Annotated in this window: 15 protein-coding genes; 14 read left to right on the forward strand and 1 reads right to left on the reverse strand. The window is 60.4% G+C overall.

All coding sequences use genetic code 11. The features are described 5' to 3' along the window. Positions 1–27: 27 nt before the first annotated feature. The 14 genes from nuoI to ACZ9BX_RS02965 all read left to right on the forward strand — a co-directional run bounded on the left by nuoI (position 28) and on the right by ACZ9BX_RS02965 (position 14,245). Entirely contained in the window at positions 28–519 is a 492-nt protein-coding gene (nuoI, locus tag ACZ9BX_RS02900) for an NADH-quinone oxidoreductase subunit NuoI (protein WP_086994024.1), read from the forward strand. Positions 520–660: 141 nt separating this feature from the next. Next, positions 661–1,275: an NADH-quinone oxidoreductase subunit J gene (locus tag ACZ9BX_RS02905; protein WP_027508540.1), complete on the forward strand. Its 615-nt coding sequence runs from the start codon at positions 661–663 to the stop codon at positions 1,273–1,275. Between the two features lie 24 nt (positions 1,276–1,299). After that, the gene (gene nuoK / locus ACZ9BX_RS02910; RefSeq protein ID WP_027508541.1) at positions 1,300–1,608 is read left to right on the forward strand and encodes an NADH-quinone oxidoreductase subunit NuoK; all 309 of its coding nucleotides are present in this window, start codon (positions 1,300–1,302) and stop codon (positions 1,606–1,608) included. A gap of 7 nt (positions 1,609–1,615) precedes the next feature. Further along, a complete protein-coding gene (gene nuoL, locus ACZ9BX_RS02915; RefSeq protein WP_476215613.1) occupies positions 1,616–3,616 on the forward strand; it encodes an NADH-quinone oxidoreductase subunit L in 2,001 nt (666 codons plus the stop codon). Beyond that, complete coding sequence (locus tag ACZ9BX_RS02920; protein ID WP_132561604.1) at positions 3,616–5,127, forward strand: NADH-quinone oxidoreductase subunit M; 1,512 nt, start codon at positions 3,616–3,618, stop codon at positions 5,125–5,127. Before nuoL ends, ACZ9BX_RS02920 begins: the two co-directional genes overlap by 1 nt. Before the next feature lie 18 nt (positions 5,128–5,145). After that, positions 5,146–6,591, forward strand: a complete 1,446-nt coding sequence (gene nuoN, locus ACZ9BX_RS02925) for an NADH-quinone oxidoreductase subunit NuoN (RefSeq protein WP_132561606.1) — start codon at positions 5,146–5,148, stop codon at positions 6,589–6,591. Further along, on the forward strand, positions 6,591–7,355 hold the full coding sequence (locus tag ACZ9BX_RS02930) for a biotin--[acetyl-CoA-carboxylase] ligase (protein ID WP_086994019.1): 765 nt from the start codon (positions 6,591–6,593) through the stop codon (positions 7,353–7,355). Before nuoN ends, ACZ9BX_RS02930 begins: the two co-directional genes overlap by 1 nt. 8 nt (positions 7,356–7,363) lie before the next feature. Then, positions 7,364–9,034: a ribonuclease J gene (locus ACZ9BX_RS02935; protein ID WP_476215616.1), complete on the forward strand. Its 1,671-nt coding sequence runs from the start codon at positions 7,364–7,366 to the stop codon at positions 9,032–9,034. 3 nt (positions 9,035–9,037) lie between these two features. Further along, positions 9,038–9,442: a methylmalonyl-CoA epimerase gene (gene mce, locus ACZ9BX_RS02940; RefSeq protein WP_476215618.1), complete on the forward strand. Its 405-nt coding sequence runs from the start codon at positions 9,038–9,040 to the stop codon at positions 9,440–9,442. A 60-nt stretch (positions 9,443–9,502) separates the two neighbouring features. After that, the gene (locus ACZ9BX_RS02945) at positions 9,503–9,913 is read left to right on the forward strand and encodes a hypothetical protein (protein ID WP_476215620.1); all 411 of its coding nucleotides are present in this window, start codon (positions 9,503–9,505) and stop codon (positions 9,911–9,913) included. Between the two features lie 117 nt (positions 9,914–10,030). Further along, on the forward strand, positions 10,031–10,306 hold the full coding sequence (locus ACZ9BX_RS02950) for a DUF1467 family protein (RefSeq protein WP_476215622.1): 276 nt from the start codon (positions 10,031–10,033) through the stop codon (positions 10,304–10,306). 592 nt (positions 10,307–10,898) lie between these two features. Further along, positions 10,899–12,221 (forward strand): proline--tRNA ligase, encoded by a 1,323-nt coding sequence (proS, locus tag ACZ9BX_RS02955; RefSeq protein ID WP_476215623.1) that lies wholly within the window; start codon positions 10,899–10,901, stop codon positions 12,219–12,221. A 17-nt stretch (positions 12,222–12,238) separates the two neighbouring features. Beyond that, complete coding sequence (locus ACZ9BX_RS02960) at positions 12,239–13,546, forward strand: lipoprotein-releasing ABC transporter permease subunit (protein WP_086994008.1); 1,308 nt, start codon at positions 12,239–12,241, stop codon at positions 13,544–13,546. 15 nt (positions 13,547–13,561) lie between these two features. Then, the gene (locus tag ACZ9BX_RS02965; protein ID WP_476215625.1) at positions 13,562–14,245 is read left to right on the forward strand and encodes an ABC transporter ATP-binding protein; all 684 of its coding nucleotides are present in this window, start codon (positions 13,562–13,564) and stop codon (positions 14,243–14,245) included. Here the strand turns inward: ACZ9BX_RS02965 and ACZ9BX_RS02970 are convergent, their stop codons facing one another. Next, positions 14,246–14,710, reverse strand: a complete 465-nt coding sequence (locus tag ACZ9BX_RS02970; RefSeq protein WP_476215627.1) for a DUF5680 domain-containing protein — start codon at positions 14,708–14,710, stop codon at positions 14,246–14,248. It lies immediately after the preceding gene. Positions 14,711–14,743 lie beyond the last annotated feature (33 nt).

The raw sequence follows: 14,743 nt of genomic DNA on the forward strand, positions 1-14,743 counted from the left end.
CGTTTCCAGCAAATTTGGAGGTTGAAGATGGCAAGCTTGTCCAACGCCGTCAGCTCGCTGTTCCTCAAGGAATTCGTCGGCGCATTCGTCTTGTCGATGCGTTATTTCTTCCGCCAGAAGGCGACGATCAATTATCCTTTCGAAAAGGGTCCGGTCAGCCCGCGCTTCCGCGGTGAACATGCGCTGCGCCGTTATCCGAACGGCGAAGAGCGCTGCATCGCCTGCAAGCTCTGCGAAGCGATCTGTCCCGCTCAGGCGATCACCATTGAAGCAGGTCCCCGCCGCAACGACGGCACCCGCCGCACGGTGCGCTACGACATCGATATGGTGAAGTGCATCTATTGCGGCTTCTGCCAGGAGGCATGCCCGGTCGATGCGATCGTCGAAGGCCCGAATTTCGAATTCGCCACGGAAACCCGCGAAGAGCTTTATTTTGACAAGCAGCGGCTTCTGGACAATGGCGACCGGTGGGAACGCGAAATCGCCCGCAACATGGCGATCGACGCGCCGTACCGCTGATTGGAATTGGAAATGCCGCGCGGCGGGCACTCGCCTCCCGCGGTCAACATGCACCGGAGCTTTGCTGGCTTGACGTCTTGCGAAGCTTCATCGGGCAGGGAACCTCCCGGCTGCCCGGGGGAAGATGAAAAAGGCACCAACATGGGTCTGCAGGCTCTATTTTTCTATCTTTTCGCCTTTGTCGCGGTAGCGTCGGCGTTCATGGTCATCTCGGCGAAGAATCCGGTTCATTCGGTTCTGTTCCTCATCGTGACCTTCTTCAATGCCGCGGGCCTCTTCCTGCTGCTCGGCGCCGAGTTCCTGGCGATGATCCTGCTCGTCGTCTATGTCGGCGCGGTCGCGGTCCTCTTCCTCTTCGTGGTCATGATGCTCGACATCGACTTCACGGAGCTACGCGCGGGCGTTCTGGAATACGCCCCGATCGGCGGCCTGATCGGTCTGGTTCTTGCGGCCGAACTCATCGTCGTCGTTGGCGGCAGCGTGATCTCTCCCGAAGTGGCAAAGACTGTCGCGATGCCGATCCCGGCCATCACCGAGCGCACCAATACCGCCGCTCTCGGCGACGTGCTCTATACGAATTACATCTACTTCTTCCAAATCGCCGGCCTGATCCTTCTCGTCGCCATGATCGGTGCGATCGTGCTGACGCTGAGGCACCGCACCAACATCAAGCGGCAGAATATTCCGAGGCAGGTTGCCCGCACGCCTGCGACCGCCGTCGAGGTGGTCACGGTCAAGCCGGGGCAGGGCCTCTAAAGGCAGGGATAAGGAACAAAGAACATGGTCATCGGTCTTTCCCACTACCTGACGGTCAGTGCCATCCTCTTCACGATCGGCATTTTCGGCATCTTCCTCAATCGGAAGAACGTCATCATCATACTGATGTCGGTCGAACTTATCCTGCTTTCGGTCAACATCAACATGGTCGCTTTCTCGTCGTTCCTGAACGATATCGTCGGCCAGGTTTTCGCATTGTTCATTCTGACGGTTGCTGCGGCTGAAGCGGCGATCGGTCTTGCAATTCTTGTTGTCTTCTACCGCAACCGCGGCTCGATCGCGGTCGAAGACGTCAATATGATGAAGGGCTGAGCGGCTCATGTTCCTCTATAAGGCTATCGTCTTTCTTCCCTTGATCGGCGCGATCATAGCCGGCCTCTTCGGTCGTGCGATCGGCGCCAAGGCATCGGAATACGTCACCTGCGGTCTGATGATCGTCGCTGCCGTCCTGTCCTGGTACGTCTTCGTCACCGTCGGCATGGGCCATCTCGAAGGCGGACCGATCAAGGTCGAGGTTCTGCGCTGGATCCAGTCCGGTGGCATCGATGCTTCCTGGTCGCTGCGCATCGACACGCTCACCTCCGTCATGCTGATCGTCGTCAATACGGTCTCGACGCTGGTGCACGTCTACTCGATCGGATACATGCATCATGATCCGCATCGCCCGCGCTTCTTCGCCTATCTCTCGCTTTTCACCTTCGCCATGCTGATGCTGGTGACCTCCGATAACCTCGCCCAGATGTTCTTCGGCTGGGAGGGCGTGGGTCTGGCCTCGTATCTGCTCATCGGTTTCTGGTACAAGAAGCCGTCGGCAAACGCGGCCGCCATCAAGGCCTTCGTCGTCAACCGCGTCGGCGACTTCGGCTTCGTGCTCGGTATTGCCGGTATTTTCGTTCTCTTCGGTTCGATCAACCTCGACACGATCTTCGCCAATGCCTCGAGCTTCGCGCCGCAAGAAGGCGCCGAAGCGGCGGGCGACGTCGTCCTCAACCTCTTCGGCATGCAGCTCGACAAGGCGCATGCGCTGACCGGCATTTGCCTGCTGCTCTTCATGGGCGCGATGGGCAAGTCGGCGCAGTTCCTGCTGCACACCTGGCTGCCGGACGCCATGGAAGGCCCGACCCCGGTTTCGGCGCTCATCCATGCCGCAACCATGGTCACCGCCGGCGTCTTCCTCGTCGCCCGCATGTCACCGCTCTTCGAACTGTCGCCCGATGCGCTGGTCTTCGTCACCTTCATCGGTGCGATCACCGCCTTCTTCGCGGCGACCGTCGGTCTCGTGCAGAACGACATCAAGCGCGTCATCGCCTATTCGACCTGCTCGCAGCTCGGCTACATGTTCGTGGCCCTGGGAGTAGGGGCCTATGGCGCGGCGATCTTCCACCTCTTCACGCACGCCTTCTTCAAGGCGTTGCTCTTCCTCGGCGCCGGCTCGGTAATCCATGCCGTCGATGGCGAGCAGGACATGCGCTACATGGGCGGCCTTCGCACCCACATCCCGGGCACCTTCTGGATGATGACGATCGGCACGCTGGCGCTCACCGGCGTTGGCATTCCGTTTACCCCGGTCGGCTTCGCGGGCTTCTTCTCGAAGGACGTGATCATTGAAGCGACCTACGCCTCGCATTCGCCGGTCGCAGGCTTTGCCTTCACGCTGCTGGTGATCGCGGCTCTGTTCACGAGCTTCTATTCCTGGCGCCTGGCGTTCCTCACTTTCTTCGGCACCCCGCGTGCTTCCCACGAGGTGATGCACCACGTCCACGAATCACCGCAGGTCATGCTCGTGCCGCTCTACCTTCTGGCGATCGGCGCGGTTCTCTCGGGTGTCGTGTTCGAAGGCTACTTCTACGGCCACCACTATGCGGAGTTCTGGAAGGGCGCGCTCTTCACCGGTGCCGAGAATGAATTGCTGGAAGAATTCCACCATGTTCCGGCCTGGGTGGCGCTGAGCCCCTTCATCGCGATGCTCCTCGGCTTCGTCACGGCCTGGTACTTGTATATCCAGTCGCCCTCGACGCCCCGTGTTCTGGCGCAGCAGCACCGCGTGCTCTATCAATTCCTGCTCAACAAGTGGTACTTCGACGAGCTCTATGACTTCCTCTTCGTCCGTTCCGCCAAGGCGCTCGGCCGCTTCCTGTGGAAGAAGGGTGATATCGGCGTCATCGACGCTTACGGCCCGAACGGCGTTGCCGCCCGCGTCGTCGACGTCACCAATCGCGTCGTCCGCCTGCAGACCGGTTACCTCTATCACTATGCCTTCGCGATGCTGATCGGCATTGCCGCACTCGTTACCTGGATGATGCTCGGGAGTTCCTTCTGATGACCGATTGGCCTATTCTTTCAACGGTCACCTTCCTGCCGCTCGTCGGCGTGGTGCTACTGCTGCTGATGAACGAAAACGGCCCGAGCGGCCGGCGCAACGTGCTCAACATCTCGTTGGTCACGACCATCGTCACGTTCATCGTTTCGCTGTTCATCTGGATCGGCTTCGACAACGCGAATCCGGGCTTCCAGATGATCGAGAAGCACGGTTGGCTTGGCACCGGCATCGGCTATCACGTAGGCGTCGACGGCATCTCGATGCTGTTCGTCATCCTAACGACGGTCCTCATGCCCTTCTGCATTCTCGCGAGCTGGCTCTCCATCGAGAAGCGCCTGAAGGAATACATGATCGCCTTCCTCATCCTTGAAGTGATGATGGTCGGCGTCTTCGTATCGCTCGATATCGTGCTCTTCTACGTCTTCTTCGAAGCCGGCCTCATTCCGATGTTCCTCATCATCGGCGTCTGGGGTGGCAAGGACCGCGTTTACGCGAGCTACAAGTTCTTCCTCTATACGCTGCTCGGCTCCGTGCTGATGCTGCTCGCGATCATGGCAATGTACTGGCAGGCCGGCACGACGGATATTTCCGCGCTGCTCGCCTACAAGTTCCCGCCGGCCATGCAGACCTGGCTGTGGCTTGCCTTCTTCGCTTCCTTTGCCGTCAAGATGCCGATGTGGCCGGTTCACACCTGGCTGCCGGATGCGCACGTCCAGGCGCCGACGGCTGGTTCCGTCATCCTGGCAGGCGTGCTGCTGAAGCTCGGCGGCTACGGCCTCATCCGTTTCTCGCTCGGCATGTTCCCGGTCGCGTCCGATTTCTTTGCGCCGCTGGTATTCGCCCTGTCGGTCATTGCCATCATCTATACCTCGCTCGTCGCGATGATGCAGGACGATATCAAGAAGCTGATCGCCTATTCCTCGGTTGCCCACATGGGCTACGTCACCATGGGCGTCTTCGCGGCGAACATGCAGGGCGTGCAAGGCTCTATCTTCCAGATGCTGTCGCACGGCATCGTCTCCGGCGCGCTCTTCCTCTGCGTCGGCGTCATCTATGACCGCACCCACACCCGCGAGATCGTGGCCTATGGCGGGCTGGTCAACAATATGCCGAAATATGCCGTGGCCCTCATGGTCTTCACCATGGCGAATGTCGGCCTTCCGGGCACCTCGGGCTTCATCGGCGAATTCCTGACGCTGGTCGGCGTCTTCCGGGTCAATACCTGGGTAGCGCTCTTCGCTGCAACCGGCGTGATCCTATCGGCGGCCTACGCTCTCTGGCTCTATCGCCGCGTGATCTTCGGCGCGCTGGAGAAGGAAAAGCTGAAGGCGCTTCTCGATCTTTCGCCGCGCGAGCAGATGATCCTCTATCCGCTGGTGGCGCTGACGATCTTCTTCGGCGTCTACCCAGCCCCGGTCTTCGATGCGACCGCCGCCTCCGTGGACCTGCTGGTGAACAACTATACGGCCGCTGTAAACGCCGCGCACGACGTTGCGCTGTCGATGAAATGATGACGGGACTTTTTGCACATGACCGCTGAAACCATTCTCGCAAGCCTGTATCTTTCCGCGCCGGAGATCATCCTCGCGGTCGGCGCCCTTGTCCTGCTCATGATCGGCGTCTTTGCGGGCGAGCGGTCGGGCCGCATGGTGAGCGTCCTAGCGCTGATCCTGTTTGCGGCTTCGGCGCTGTGGCTGATCTTCGTGCCCGGCGATGGCCTTGCTTATGGCGGCGTCTACCAGGCAGACGGCTTCTCCCGCTTCATGAAGATCACCGCGCTCGTCGGCTCCTTCGCGGCGCTCTTCATGTCGATCGGCCTTGCCAGGGAAAACCAGCTCGACAAGTTCGAGTTCCCGGTCCTGCTCGTGCTCTGCACGCTCGGCATCATGCTGATGATCTCGGCAAACGACCTGATCGCCCTCTATCTCGGCCTCGAGTTGCAGTCGCTGGCGATCTACGTCGTGGCGGCGATCAACCGGGAAAACCTGAAGTCCACGGAAGCGGGTCTCAAGTACTTCGTTCTCGGCGCGCTTTCCTCGGGCTTGCTGCTCTACGGAATGTCGCTGGTCTACGGCTTCACCGGCCACACGCATTTCGCCGATATCGCCCAGGCGCTGTCCGCTGAAGGCGCCCGCTCGCTCGGCCTGGTCTTCGGCCTGGTCTTCATCCTCGCAGGCATCGCCTTCAAGATCTCGGCCGTTCCCTTCCACATGTGGACGCCGGACGTCTACGAAGGTGCGCCGACCCCGGTCACCGCCTTTCTGGCTAGCGCGCCGAAGGTTGCCGCCATGGCCATGATGACGCGTATCGTCATCACCGCCTTCCAGCCGGTCGTTGCCGACTGGCAGCAGGTCGTGGTCTTCATCTCGATCGCTTCGATGCTGCTCGGCGCCTTCGCCGCCATCGGACAGCGGAACATCAAGCGGCTGATGGCCTATTCCTCGATTGGTCACATGGGCTACGCGCTCGTCGGCCTTGCCGCCGGCAACCAGACGGGTGTGACCGGCGTCATGCTCTACATGGTCATCTACATGGTCATGACGCTCGGTTCGTTTGCGATCATCATGTCGATGCGCCGCAAGGACGGCACGATCGTCGAAGCCGTCGACGATCTGGCAGGTCTTTCCAGCACGAACCCCTTCATGGCGACGGTGCTGACGATCCTGATGTTCTCGCTCGCCGGCATTCCGCCGCTTGCGGGCTTCTTCGCGAAGTATTTCGTCTTCGTCGCCGCCATCGAAGCCAAGCTCTATGCCCTCGCCATCATCGGCGTTCTCGCATCGGTCGTCGGCGCCTACTATTATCTGCGTGTCATCAAGCTGATGTGGTTCGATGAGGCGACGGATGAGTTTGCCCGCGTTTCCGGTCCGCTTCGCCTCGTCTTCGGCCTTTCCGGGCTGTTCGTTCTTGCCTATGTCGTCATCGGCGGGCCGATCGGCGGGGCGGCCGAACTCGCGGCTGCGACGCTCTTTTGATGATGTCTCCCGCGCGGCGCCGGATATCGCTCGGCGATTTCCGGCACGAGGCGCTGTCGGAGACATCATCCACCAACAGCGAATGCCTTGCCCGCGCTAGGGCAGGGGACGGCGGTTTCCTGTGGGTGACCGCGCAGAAGCAGACGAGCGGCCGTGGCCGCCGCGGCCGCACCTGGGCTTCGGAACGCGGCAATCTTTACGCCTCCCTTCTCTTGATCGATCCGGCGCCGATGGAGCGTCTTTCGTCGCTCCCGCTGGCGATCGCCGTTGCCGTGCATCGAGCGATCCGCATGGTTCTGCCGCCCGGCGCAGCACCGCTTGAGGTGAAATGGCCGAATGATATCCTGATCGGCCGCAGGAAGACCTGCGGGATCCTCGTTGAAGGTGAAAAGCTTGCGGATGGGCGCTATGCGCTGGTGATCGGCATCGGCATCAACGTTTCGGTCATGCCCGACAATCCGCTCTACCCGGTGACCTGCCTGCGCCAAGAGGGAAGTACCGCCGCTCCCGAGGAACTTTTCGCCCATCTCTTCGCTTCGATGGCCGAGGTGCTGGATATCTGGAACGAAGGGCGCGGCGTTCGCGAGATCGCCGCCCGCTGGCGGGATGTGGCCTGCGGCATCGGCGAAAAGATCACGGTCAACCTGCCGGACCGCTCGATTTCCGGACAATTCGCCGGGATTGATGATAATGGCGTGTTGATGCTCGAAACCGGCGCGGGCAAGATGATGCGGATTGCCGCCGGGGATGTATTTTTTGGATAGTGGAGCTTATGGCTAAGCAGGACGAACTGGTATTTCTGCCCTTGGGCGGTGTCGGCGAGATCGGCATGAATCTCGCGCTGTACGGTTACGGCCCGGCGGGAAACCGCCAGTGGATCATGGTCGATTGCGGCGTCACCTTCCCCGGTCCGGATCTCCCGGGCGTCGATCTGGTGCTGCCCGACATTCGCTTTCTCGCCGCCGAGCGCAAGAACCTCAAGGCGATCATCATCACGCATGCGCATGAGGATCACTACGGTGCGTTGGCCGATCTCTGGCCGGGCCTGAATGTTCCCGTCTACGGGTCGCCCTTCACCGCGGGCCTGCTCGAGGCCAAGCGCAATTTCGAGAAGGATGCGATCGGCGAAGTGCCGGTGACGATGTTCAAGGCGGGCGATACGATCAATGCCGGTCCCTTCAGCATCGAAGGCGTGGCCGTCAATCACTCGATTCCAGAGCCGATGTCGCTGATGATCCGCACGCCGCTCGGCAATGTGATCCACACCGGCGACTGGAAGATCGATCACGAACCGTCGCTCGGGCCGCTGACCGACGAGACCCGCTTCCGCCAGCTCGGCGACGAAGGCGTGCTGGCACTGATGTGCGATTCCACCAACGCGCTGCGCGACGGCGTCTCGCCGTCCGAAAGGGACGTTTCGGAAAGCCTGAGCAGGATCATCGAGAATGCCGAAGGTCGGGTGGCAATCACCAGTTTCTCGTCGAACGTCGGCCGTATCCGCACTATTGCTGAGGCCGCCGAAGCCGCGGGCCGTGAGGTGTTGCTGCTCGGAAGCTCGCTGAAGCGCGTCGTCGACGTTTCGCGTGATGTTGGCCTGATGGAAGGCGTAAAGCCCTTCATCTCCGAGGACGAATACGGCTACATTCCGCGCGACAAGGTTGTGGTCATCCTGACCGGCAGCCAGGGCGAGCCGCGCGCCGCGCTTGCCAAGCTGTCGCGCGACGAGATGCGCAACGTGGCGCTTGCCGCCGGCGATATCGTCGTCTTCTCCTCCCGCGCCATTCCCGGCAACGAGAAGGCGATCCAGGATATCAAGAACGGCTTGACGGAGCAGGGCGTGCACGTCATCACGGACAACGAAGCCCTCGTTCACGTCTCCGGCCATCCGCGCCGCAACGAGCTGCAGAAGATGTACGAGCTGACGCGTCCGAAGATTGTCGTGCCCGTGCACGGCGAGGCGATACATCTGTCGGCGCATAAGGAGCTGGCGGAACAATCCGGCATCGGCATCGTGCCGCGCGTGCGCAACGGCGACGTCCTGCGGCTTGCGCCCGGTCCGGTCGAAGTCATCGACGAGGCGCCGCACGGGCGTATCTACAAGGACGGCTCGCTGATCGGCGATTTCGATGAGATGGGCATCGGCGATCGGAAGAAGCTTTCCTATGTCGGCCACGTCGCGGTCAACGTCGTGATCGACAGCCGCTACGACATCGTTGGCGATCCTGATCTCGTCGCGATCGGCCTGCCGGACTATGACGACGAGGGCGACGAGATGGAAGACACACTCTTCGACGCTGTCGTCGGCGCCATAGAAAGCATCCCGCGCGCCCGCCGCAAGGACCTCGACATGATGCAGGAAGCGGTGCGCCGCGCGGTCCGTGCCGCGGCAAACCAGACCTGGGGCAAGAAGCCGATCGTAACCGCGTTCATCACAAAGGTCTGATCGATGCTCGGCCGCGTCAACCATATAGCCATCGCCGTTCCCGACCTTGCCGCAGCAACGGCAAGCTACCGCGATACCCTGGGCGCCAGGGTCTCGCAGCCGCAAGTTTTGCCTGAACACGGCGTCACCGTCGTCTTCGTCGAACTGCCGAACACGAAGGTGGAATTGCTGGAGCCGCACGGCGAATATTCGCCGATCGCCGCCTTCCTCGAAAAAAACCCTTCCGGCGGCATGCACCACATCTGCTACGAGGTTTCGGACATCATTGCCGCGCGCGAGCAACTCGTGAAATCAGGGGCAAGGGTGCTCGGCAGCGGCGAGCCTCAGACCGGTGCCCATGGAAAGCCCGTGCTCTTCCTGCATCCGAAGGACTTCTTCGGCACGCTGATCGAGTTGGAACAGATTTGAGGCGAATTCTCTAAGAATCCACCACTCTTGGTTGCTTTGAGTGCTTGGTGCTATCCGTTCATGAAGAACAGAGGGATCGACATGCGAGGTTCAGCAGCCATTTTGCTTGCTATGTTGCTTGTGGTTTGGAGCCTCACCTTTTCGGCGGCAAAAGAAAGACTGCCCCCAGTTCAGGAGAAGGGCACACGGCAGTTGGAATGTGCGGCCTTATACCGGCTGCTGGTCGAGATTTATCCCGCCAATTGGCAGACGATACGACGCGAAAGCATGAATGACCGCTATGTCCTCTTGCGAAGCGTTGGCCGCCGTAACCTGCAGCGCGCCGGCAAAGCGGCGACGGACGCAGACAGACTTATGAAGGCCAGCATCACCCAATACATTGAACTTGCCGAAAATAATGAAGTACGGCGGCTGACGGATAGGCTCCCAGCATGCAAAGAGCTTTATGACCGCGCGCTGCATGAAGATTGATGCTGCGGCAGAGCGACCCGACTGCGCAAAGCGGCCGGACACCATTTGAGCTATCCGCCATTCCGCTCTATAAGCGCGTCTGTTGCAATGTTTGCAACGGCGTCTTAGGACACAGGAATGCTGCAGGTTTTTCTACAGGGCTTTGCCGTCTATTTCATCGTCTGGTGGATCACGCTTTTTGCCGTGCTGCCGATCGGCCTGCGCACGCAGGCGGAGGACAATGACGTGGTTCTCGGCACCGTACCGAGCGCGCCGACGCGTTTTCGGGCGCTCTTCACCTTCTCGCTGACGACCATCATTTCCGCGGTCATCTACGGCGCCTGGTATATCTCCTCGACCTATTTCGGCTTGGGTTTTGACGCTCTCCCGCAGATAGGCCCAAGCTTCCGGTGAGGCGGAGCTTTTGCTCAAACTTTGGGCATGTGTAATTCCGAGGGCTTCGGAGCTGTCATACATGTGTCATGGAATTGCTGCATGGAACTCACGCTACGGCATGAGAAACGTGCCGTAAGGGAAGGAAGACGGTTTTTCTGCGAAAGAGCCGGTCGAAAAACCAAAAAAAAACAAGGCTGAAAGCCTTGTTTTAAGTATCGCGTGATCTGTAACCGTTGCCGGGGCTGCGACGAGCGCGCCTAAGATCTGATCCTCCCAAGACTTGACCGCGAATTCGACAGGAATTTAATCTCCCTGCCTGTTTTGTGAGCTAAAGCTAGCTCAAAGAATAAGCTTTGTCACCAGCTTTTTTTGTATTTTTGCTACACTTCAGAAAAAAATTCCTGTTGACAACATTTTGATGCAAACCTTTAGAAACGCCCGCTTTTCTTCGCATTGGCATTTTTCGGCCGCAAACTTGCGTCTACGATAGGCTGCTCGCGCGTCACGCGGGTTTCTTTCCGGCCGCGAAGCGGTTATGAACGCACCCGATATCAACGATTGCCGTCGATTCCGCATGAGACGCGGAATCCCAACTGCTCTGGAATCCGTCATGCGACTGTCCCGCTATTTCATGCCCATCCTCAAGGAAAACCCCAAGGAGGCGGAAATCGTCTCCCACCGGCTGATGCTGCGCGCCGGCATGATCCGCCAGCAATCGCAGGGCATTTATTCCTGGCTGCCGCTTGGCAAGCGCGTTCTCGACAAGGTGAACACCATTATCCGCGAGGAGCAGAACCGCAGCGGCGCGATCGAGCTTTCCATGCCGACGCTGCAGTCCGCCGAGCTCTGGCAGGAGAGCGGGCGCTACGACGCCTACGGCAAGGAGATGTTGCGCATCAAGGACCGCCAGGACCGGCCGATGCTCTATGGACCGACGAATGAGGAGATGGTGACGGATATCTTCCGTTCCTACGTCAAGTCCTACAAGAACCTGCCGCTGAACCTCTATCACATCCAGCTGAAGTTCCGCGACGAGATCCGTCCGCGTTTCGGCACCATGCGCTCGCGCGAGTTCATGATGAAGGACGCCTATTCCTTCGACCTGACGCGCGAAGGCGCCGAGCACTCCTATAAGAAAATGTTCGCGGCCTATCTGCGCACCTTCGACCGCCTGGGCCTGCGCGCCATTCCGATGCGCGCCGACACCGGTCCCATCGGTGGCGATCTCAGCCACGAATTCATCATTCTCGCGGAAACCGGCGAGTCCGAAGTTTATAGCCACAAGGATTTCGTCAATTTCGATATCCCGCCGGCCGACACCAACTTCGACGATGTCGCCGGCCTGAATGCGATTTTCGACAAGTGGACCTCTGTTTATGCGGCCACCTCGGAGATGCACGACGAAGCTGCGTTCAACGCCCTTCCGGAAGGCGAGCGTCTTTCCGCCCGCGGCATCGAGGTCGGCCACATCTTTTATTTCGGCACCAAATACTCCGAGCCAATGGGCGCTAAGGTGCAGGGTCCGGACGGCAAGGAACACACCGTCCACATGGGTTCCTACGGTATCGGGCCGACCCGCCTTGTTCCCGCCATCATCGAAGCATCGCATGACGACAACGGAATCATCTGGCCGGCTTCTGTTGCGCCGTTCGATGCGATCGTGATCAACATGAAGGCGGGCGATGCCGCCTGCGACGGCGTCTGCGATAAAATCTACGCGGCACTTTCGAAGGCCGGCAAGGACGTCCTCTATGACGACACCGATGATCGCGCCGGAACGAAGTTCGCCACCGCCGACCTGATCGGCATACCCGTGCAGGTCATCGCCGGCCCGCGCGCGGTCGCAAACGGCGAAGTGGAACTCAAGGACCGCAAGACCGGTGCCCGCGAAACGATGACGATCGACGCGGCGATCAACAAGCTCTTGGCGTAAGGCCGAACGGAGGCGAAATGGCAGATGCGGCGGTGGACCAGCGGGGTTCGAAATCCGGCCTCGGTCCGGCGGGCAGGCCATTTTCCGCCTTCGAACGCCTCGTGGCGTGGCGCTATCTGCGCGCTCGCCGCAAGGAGGCCTTCATCTCGGTCATCGCCGGCTTTTCCTTCGTCGGCATTATGCTGGGCGTCGCAACACTGATCATCGTCATGGCGGTCATGAACGGTTTCCGCACCGAGCTGATCTCGCGCATTCTCGGCATCAACGGTCATATGATCGTCCAGCCGGTGGACGGGCCTTTCAACGATTATGCGGCATTGACCGACAGGTTCGCGGCGGTGCCCGGCATCAGGATGGCGCTGCCGCTGGTCGAAGGTCAGACGCTGGCCTCCGGCCAGGCGGGTGCCGGGACCGGCGCCCTGGTGCGCGGCATCCGCGCTGAAGATCTCACCAAGCTCAAGACGGTTTCCGACAACATCAAGTCCGGAGACCTCGTCGGTTTCGCTTCGGGGCAGGGCGTTCTCGTCGGCTCGCGCATGGCGGAGCAGCTCGGCCTGCAGGCAGGCGATACCATCACGCTGATTTCACCCGAAGGCGACGTGACGCCGATGGGCATCAATCCGCGGGTCAAATCCTACACCGTCTCCGGTATATTCGAGATCGGCATGTCGGAATATGACGCGGCGATCATCTATATGCCGCTCGAAGAGGCGCAGCTCTATTTCAATGCCGAGGGCCTCGTTCAGTCGATCGAGCTCTTCGCCAACAATCCCGACGACATCGACAATCTCCGCCCCAGGGTGGAGGAAGCGGCCGGCCGCCAGATCGGCATCACCGACTGGCGCCAGCGCAACCAGACCTTCTTTTCCGCTCTGCAGGTGGAGCGCAACGTGATGTTCATGATCCTGACGCTGATCGTGCTCGTCGCGGCGCTAAACATCATCTCCGGCCTGATCATGCTGGTGAAAGACAAGGGCAGCGACATCGCGATCCTGCGCACTATGGGTGCGACGTCTGGCGCCATCATGCGCATCTTCTTCATGACCGGTGCTGCGATCGGCATCGTCGGCACCATTGCCGGCGTGCTGCTCGGCGTCGTCGTCTGCATCAATATCGAGTCGATCCGCCAGTTCTTCTCCTGGATTACGGGCACTGTGCTCTTCAATCCGCAGCTCTATTTCCTGAGCCAGTTGCCAGCCGAGATGAGCATTGGCGAGACGGTCTCTGTCGTTGTCATGGCGCTGTCACTCTCCTTTCTCGCGACCATTTTCCCAGCTTGGCGGGCCTCGAAGCTCGATCCGGTGCAGGCGCTCCGCTACGAATAAGGAATGCTGATTTCAATGAAACGGAACGTCGTTCTCAAGCTTTCCGGCGTCGAGCGTCACTATGGCCAGGGCGATACCGTGCTCACCATTCTGAAGGGGGCCGATTTTGTTCTCCACAGCGGCGAGATCGTCGCGCTGGTCGCTCCGTCGGGCACAGGCAAATCGACGCTGCTGCATGTCGCGGGCCTGCTGGAGCATCCGGACGGCGGCGAAGTCGCCGTCAATGGTCAAGCCTGCGAAGGGCTGACCGACGAGAAGCGCACGGCAATCCGCCGCAGCGAGATCGGCTTCGTCTACCAGTTCCACCATCTCCTGCCGGAGTTCTCGGCGCTCGAAAACATCATGATGCCGCAGTTGATCGCCGGTTTGCCGCGCAAGGAGGCGGCCGAGCGCGCAAAGCAGTTGCTCGACTATATGCGCATCGGCCATCGCGCCAATCATCGTCCCGGCGAGCTGTCGGGCGGCGAGCAGCAGCGGGTCGCGATTGCGCGCGCCGTTGCTAATGCGCCGACCGTGTTTCTCGCCGACGAGCCGACCGGAAACCTTGATCCGGAAACCGCGCATTACGTGTTTGACGCGCTGGAGGCGCTGGTGCGCCAGTCCGGTCTCGCAGCGCTGATCGCCACCCACAACCACGAACTCGCCGGCCGCATGGACCGCCGCGTGACGATCAGCGACGGCAAGGTCGTCGAATTCTGATTAGGGGCGGATGAGGCCGCCGCGATAGTCCAGCTCGTAGGCTCTCCGCTCCTCGACGATGATCATTTCCCGCCCGCTGAAGTGATCGCAATCGCCGGTGCTGTGGTCGGCGTAGAAGCCGAAGGCATGTTCAAATTCCATGCCGCCCAGAAAGCGCTGGTGCTCGGCATACATCGTCGAAAGCGCAGCCTTGATCACCACGCCTGCCTTCTGCCCATCGATCAGCGACGGCTCGACGATGCGGCCGAAATAATTCATCACCCAGATAGGCTCGCCGCTCAGCCACACGACTTCCTGTCCGGCGAAATCTGTTCCACCAAAGTAGCTGTCGAGATAGCGCCAATCTCCGCGCTCGTAGCCGATGTCGTGCGACCCGGCGCGGCAGGCGTCTAACGTTTTCCCGCCGCCGACATAGGTATTTGCCTTCGCTTCGACGATAAAGCTGTTCAATGCTGCAAGATTCATAGCGCTCGGCCCCCCGCGCCGAACCTCTCCGAA

The organism is Rhizobium sp. USDA 3886 (assembly GCF_056279785.1).

Coding starts and splice junctions, on each gene's coding strand:
- nuoI (WP_086994024.1), top strand. CDS start 28: ATGGCAAGCTTGTCCAACGCCGTCAGCTCGCTGTTCCTCAAGGAATTC.
- ACZ9BX_RS02905 (WP_027508540.1), top strand. CDS start 661: ATGGGTCTGCAGGCTCTATTTTTCTATCTTTTCGCCTTTGTCGCGGTA.
- nuoK (WP_027508541.1), top strand. CDS start 1,300: ATGGTCATCGGTCTTTCCCACTACCTGACGGTCAGTGCCATCCTCTTC.
- nuoL (WP_476215613.1), top strand. CDS start 1,616: ATGTTCCTCTATAAGGCTATCGTCTTTCTTCCCTTGATCGGCGCGATC.
- ACZ9BX_RS02920 (WP_132561604.1), top strand. CDS start 3,616: ATGACCGATTGGCCTATTCTTTCAACGGTCACCTTCCTGCCGCTCGTC.
- nuoN (WP_132561606.1), top strand. CDS start 5,146: ATGACCGCTGAAACCATTCTCGCAAGCCTGTATCTTTCCGCGCCGGAG.
- ACZ9BX_RS02930 (WP_086994019.1), top strand. CDS start 6,591: ATGATGTCTCCCGCGCGGCGCCGGATATCGCTCGGCGATTTCCGGCAC.
- ACZ9BX_RS02935 (WP_476215616.1), top strand. CDS start 7,364: ATGGCTAAGCAGGACGAACTGGTATTTCTGCCCTTGGGCGGTGTCGGC.
- mce (WP_476215618.1), top strand. CDS start 9,038: ATGCTCGGCCGCGTCAACCATATAGCCATCGCCGTTCCCGACCTTGCC.
- ACZ9BX_RS02945 (WP_476215620.1), top strand. CDS start 9,503: ATGAAGAACAGAGGGATCGACATGCGAGGTTCAGCAGCCATTTTGCTT.
- ACZ9BX_RS02950 (WP_476215622.1), top strand. CDS start 10,031: ATGCTGCAGGTTTTTCTACAGGGCTTTGCCGTCTATTTCATCGTCTGG.
- proS (WP_476215623.1), top strand. CDS start 10,899: ATGCGACTGTCCCGCTATTTCATGCCCATCCTCAAGGAAAACCCCAAG.
- ACZ9BX_RS02960 (WP_086994008.1), top strand. CDS start 12,239: ATGGCAGATGCGGCGGTGGACCAGCGGGGTTCGAAATCCGGCCTCGGT.
- ACZ9BX_RS02965 (WP_476215625.1), top strand. CDS start 13,562: ATGAAACGGAACGTCGTTCTCAAGCTTTCCGGCGTCGAGCGTCACTAT.
- ACZ9BX_RS02970 (WP_476215627.1), bottom strand. CDS start 14,710: ATGAATCTTGCAGCATTGAACAGCTTTATCGTCGAAGCGAAGGCAAAT.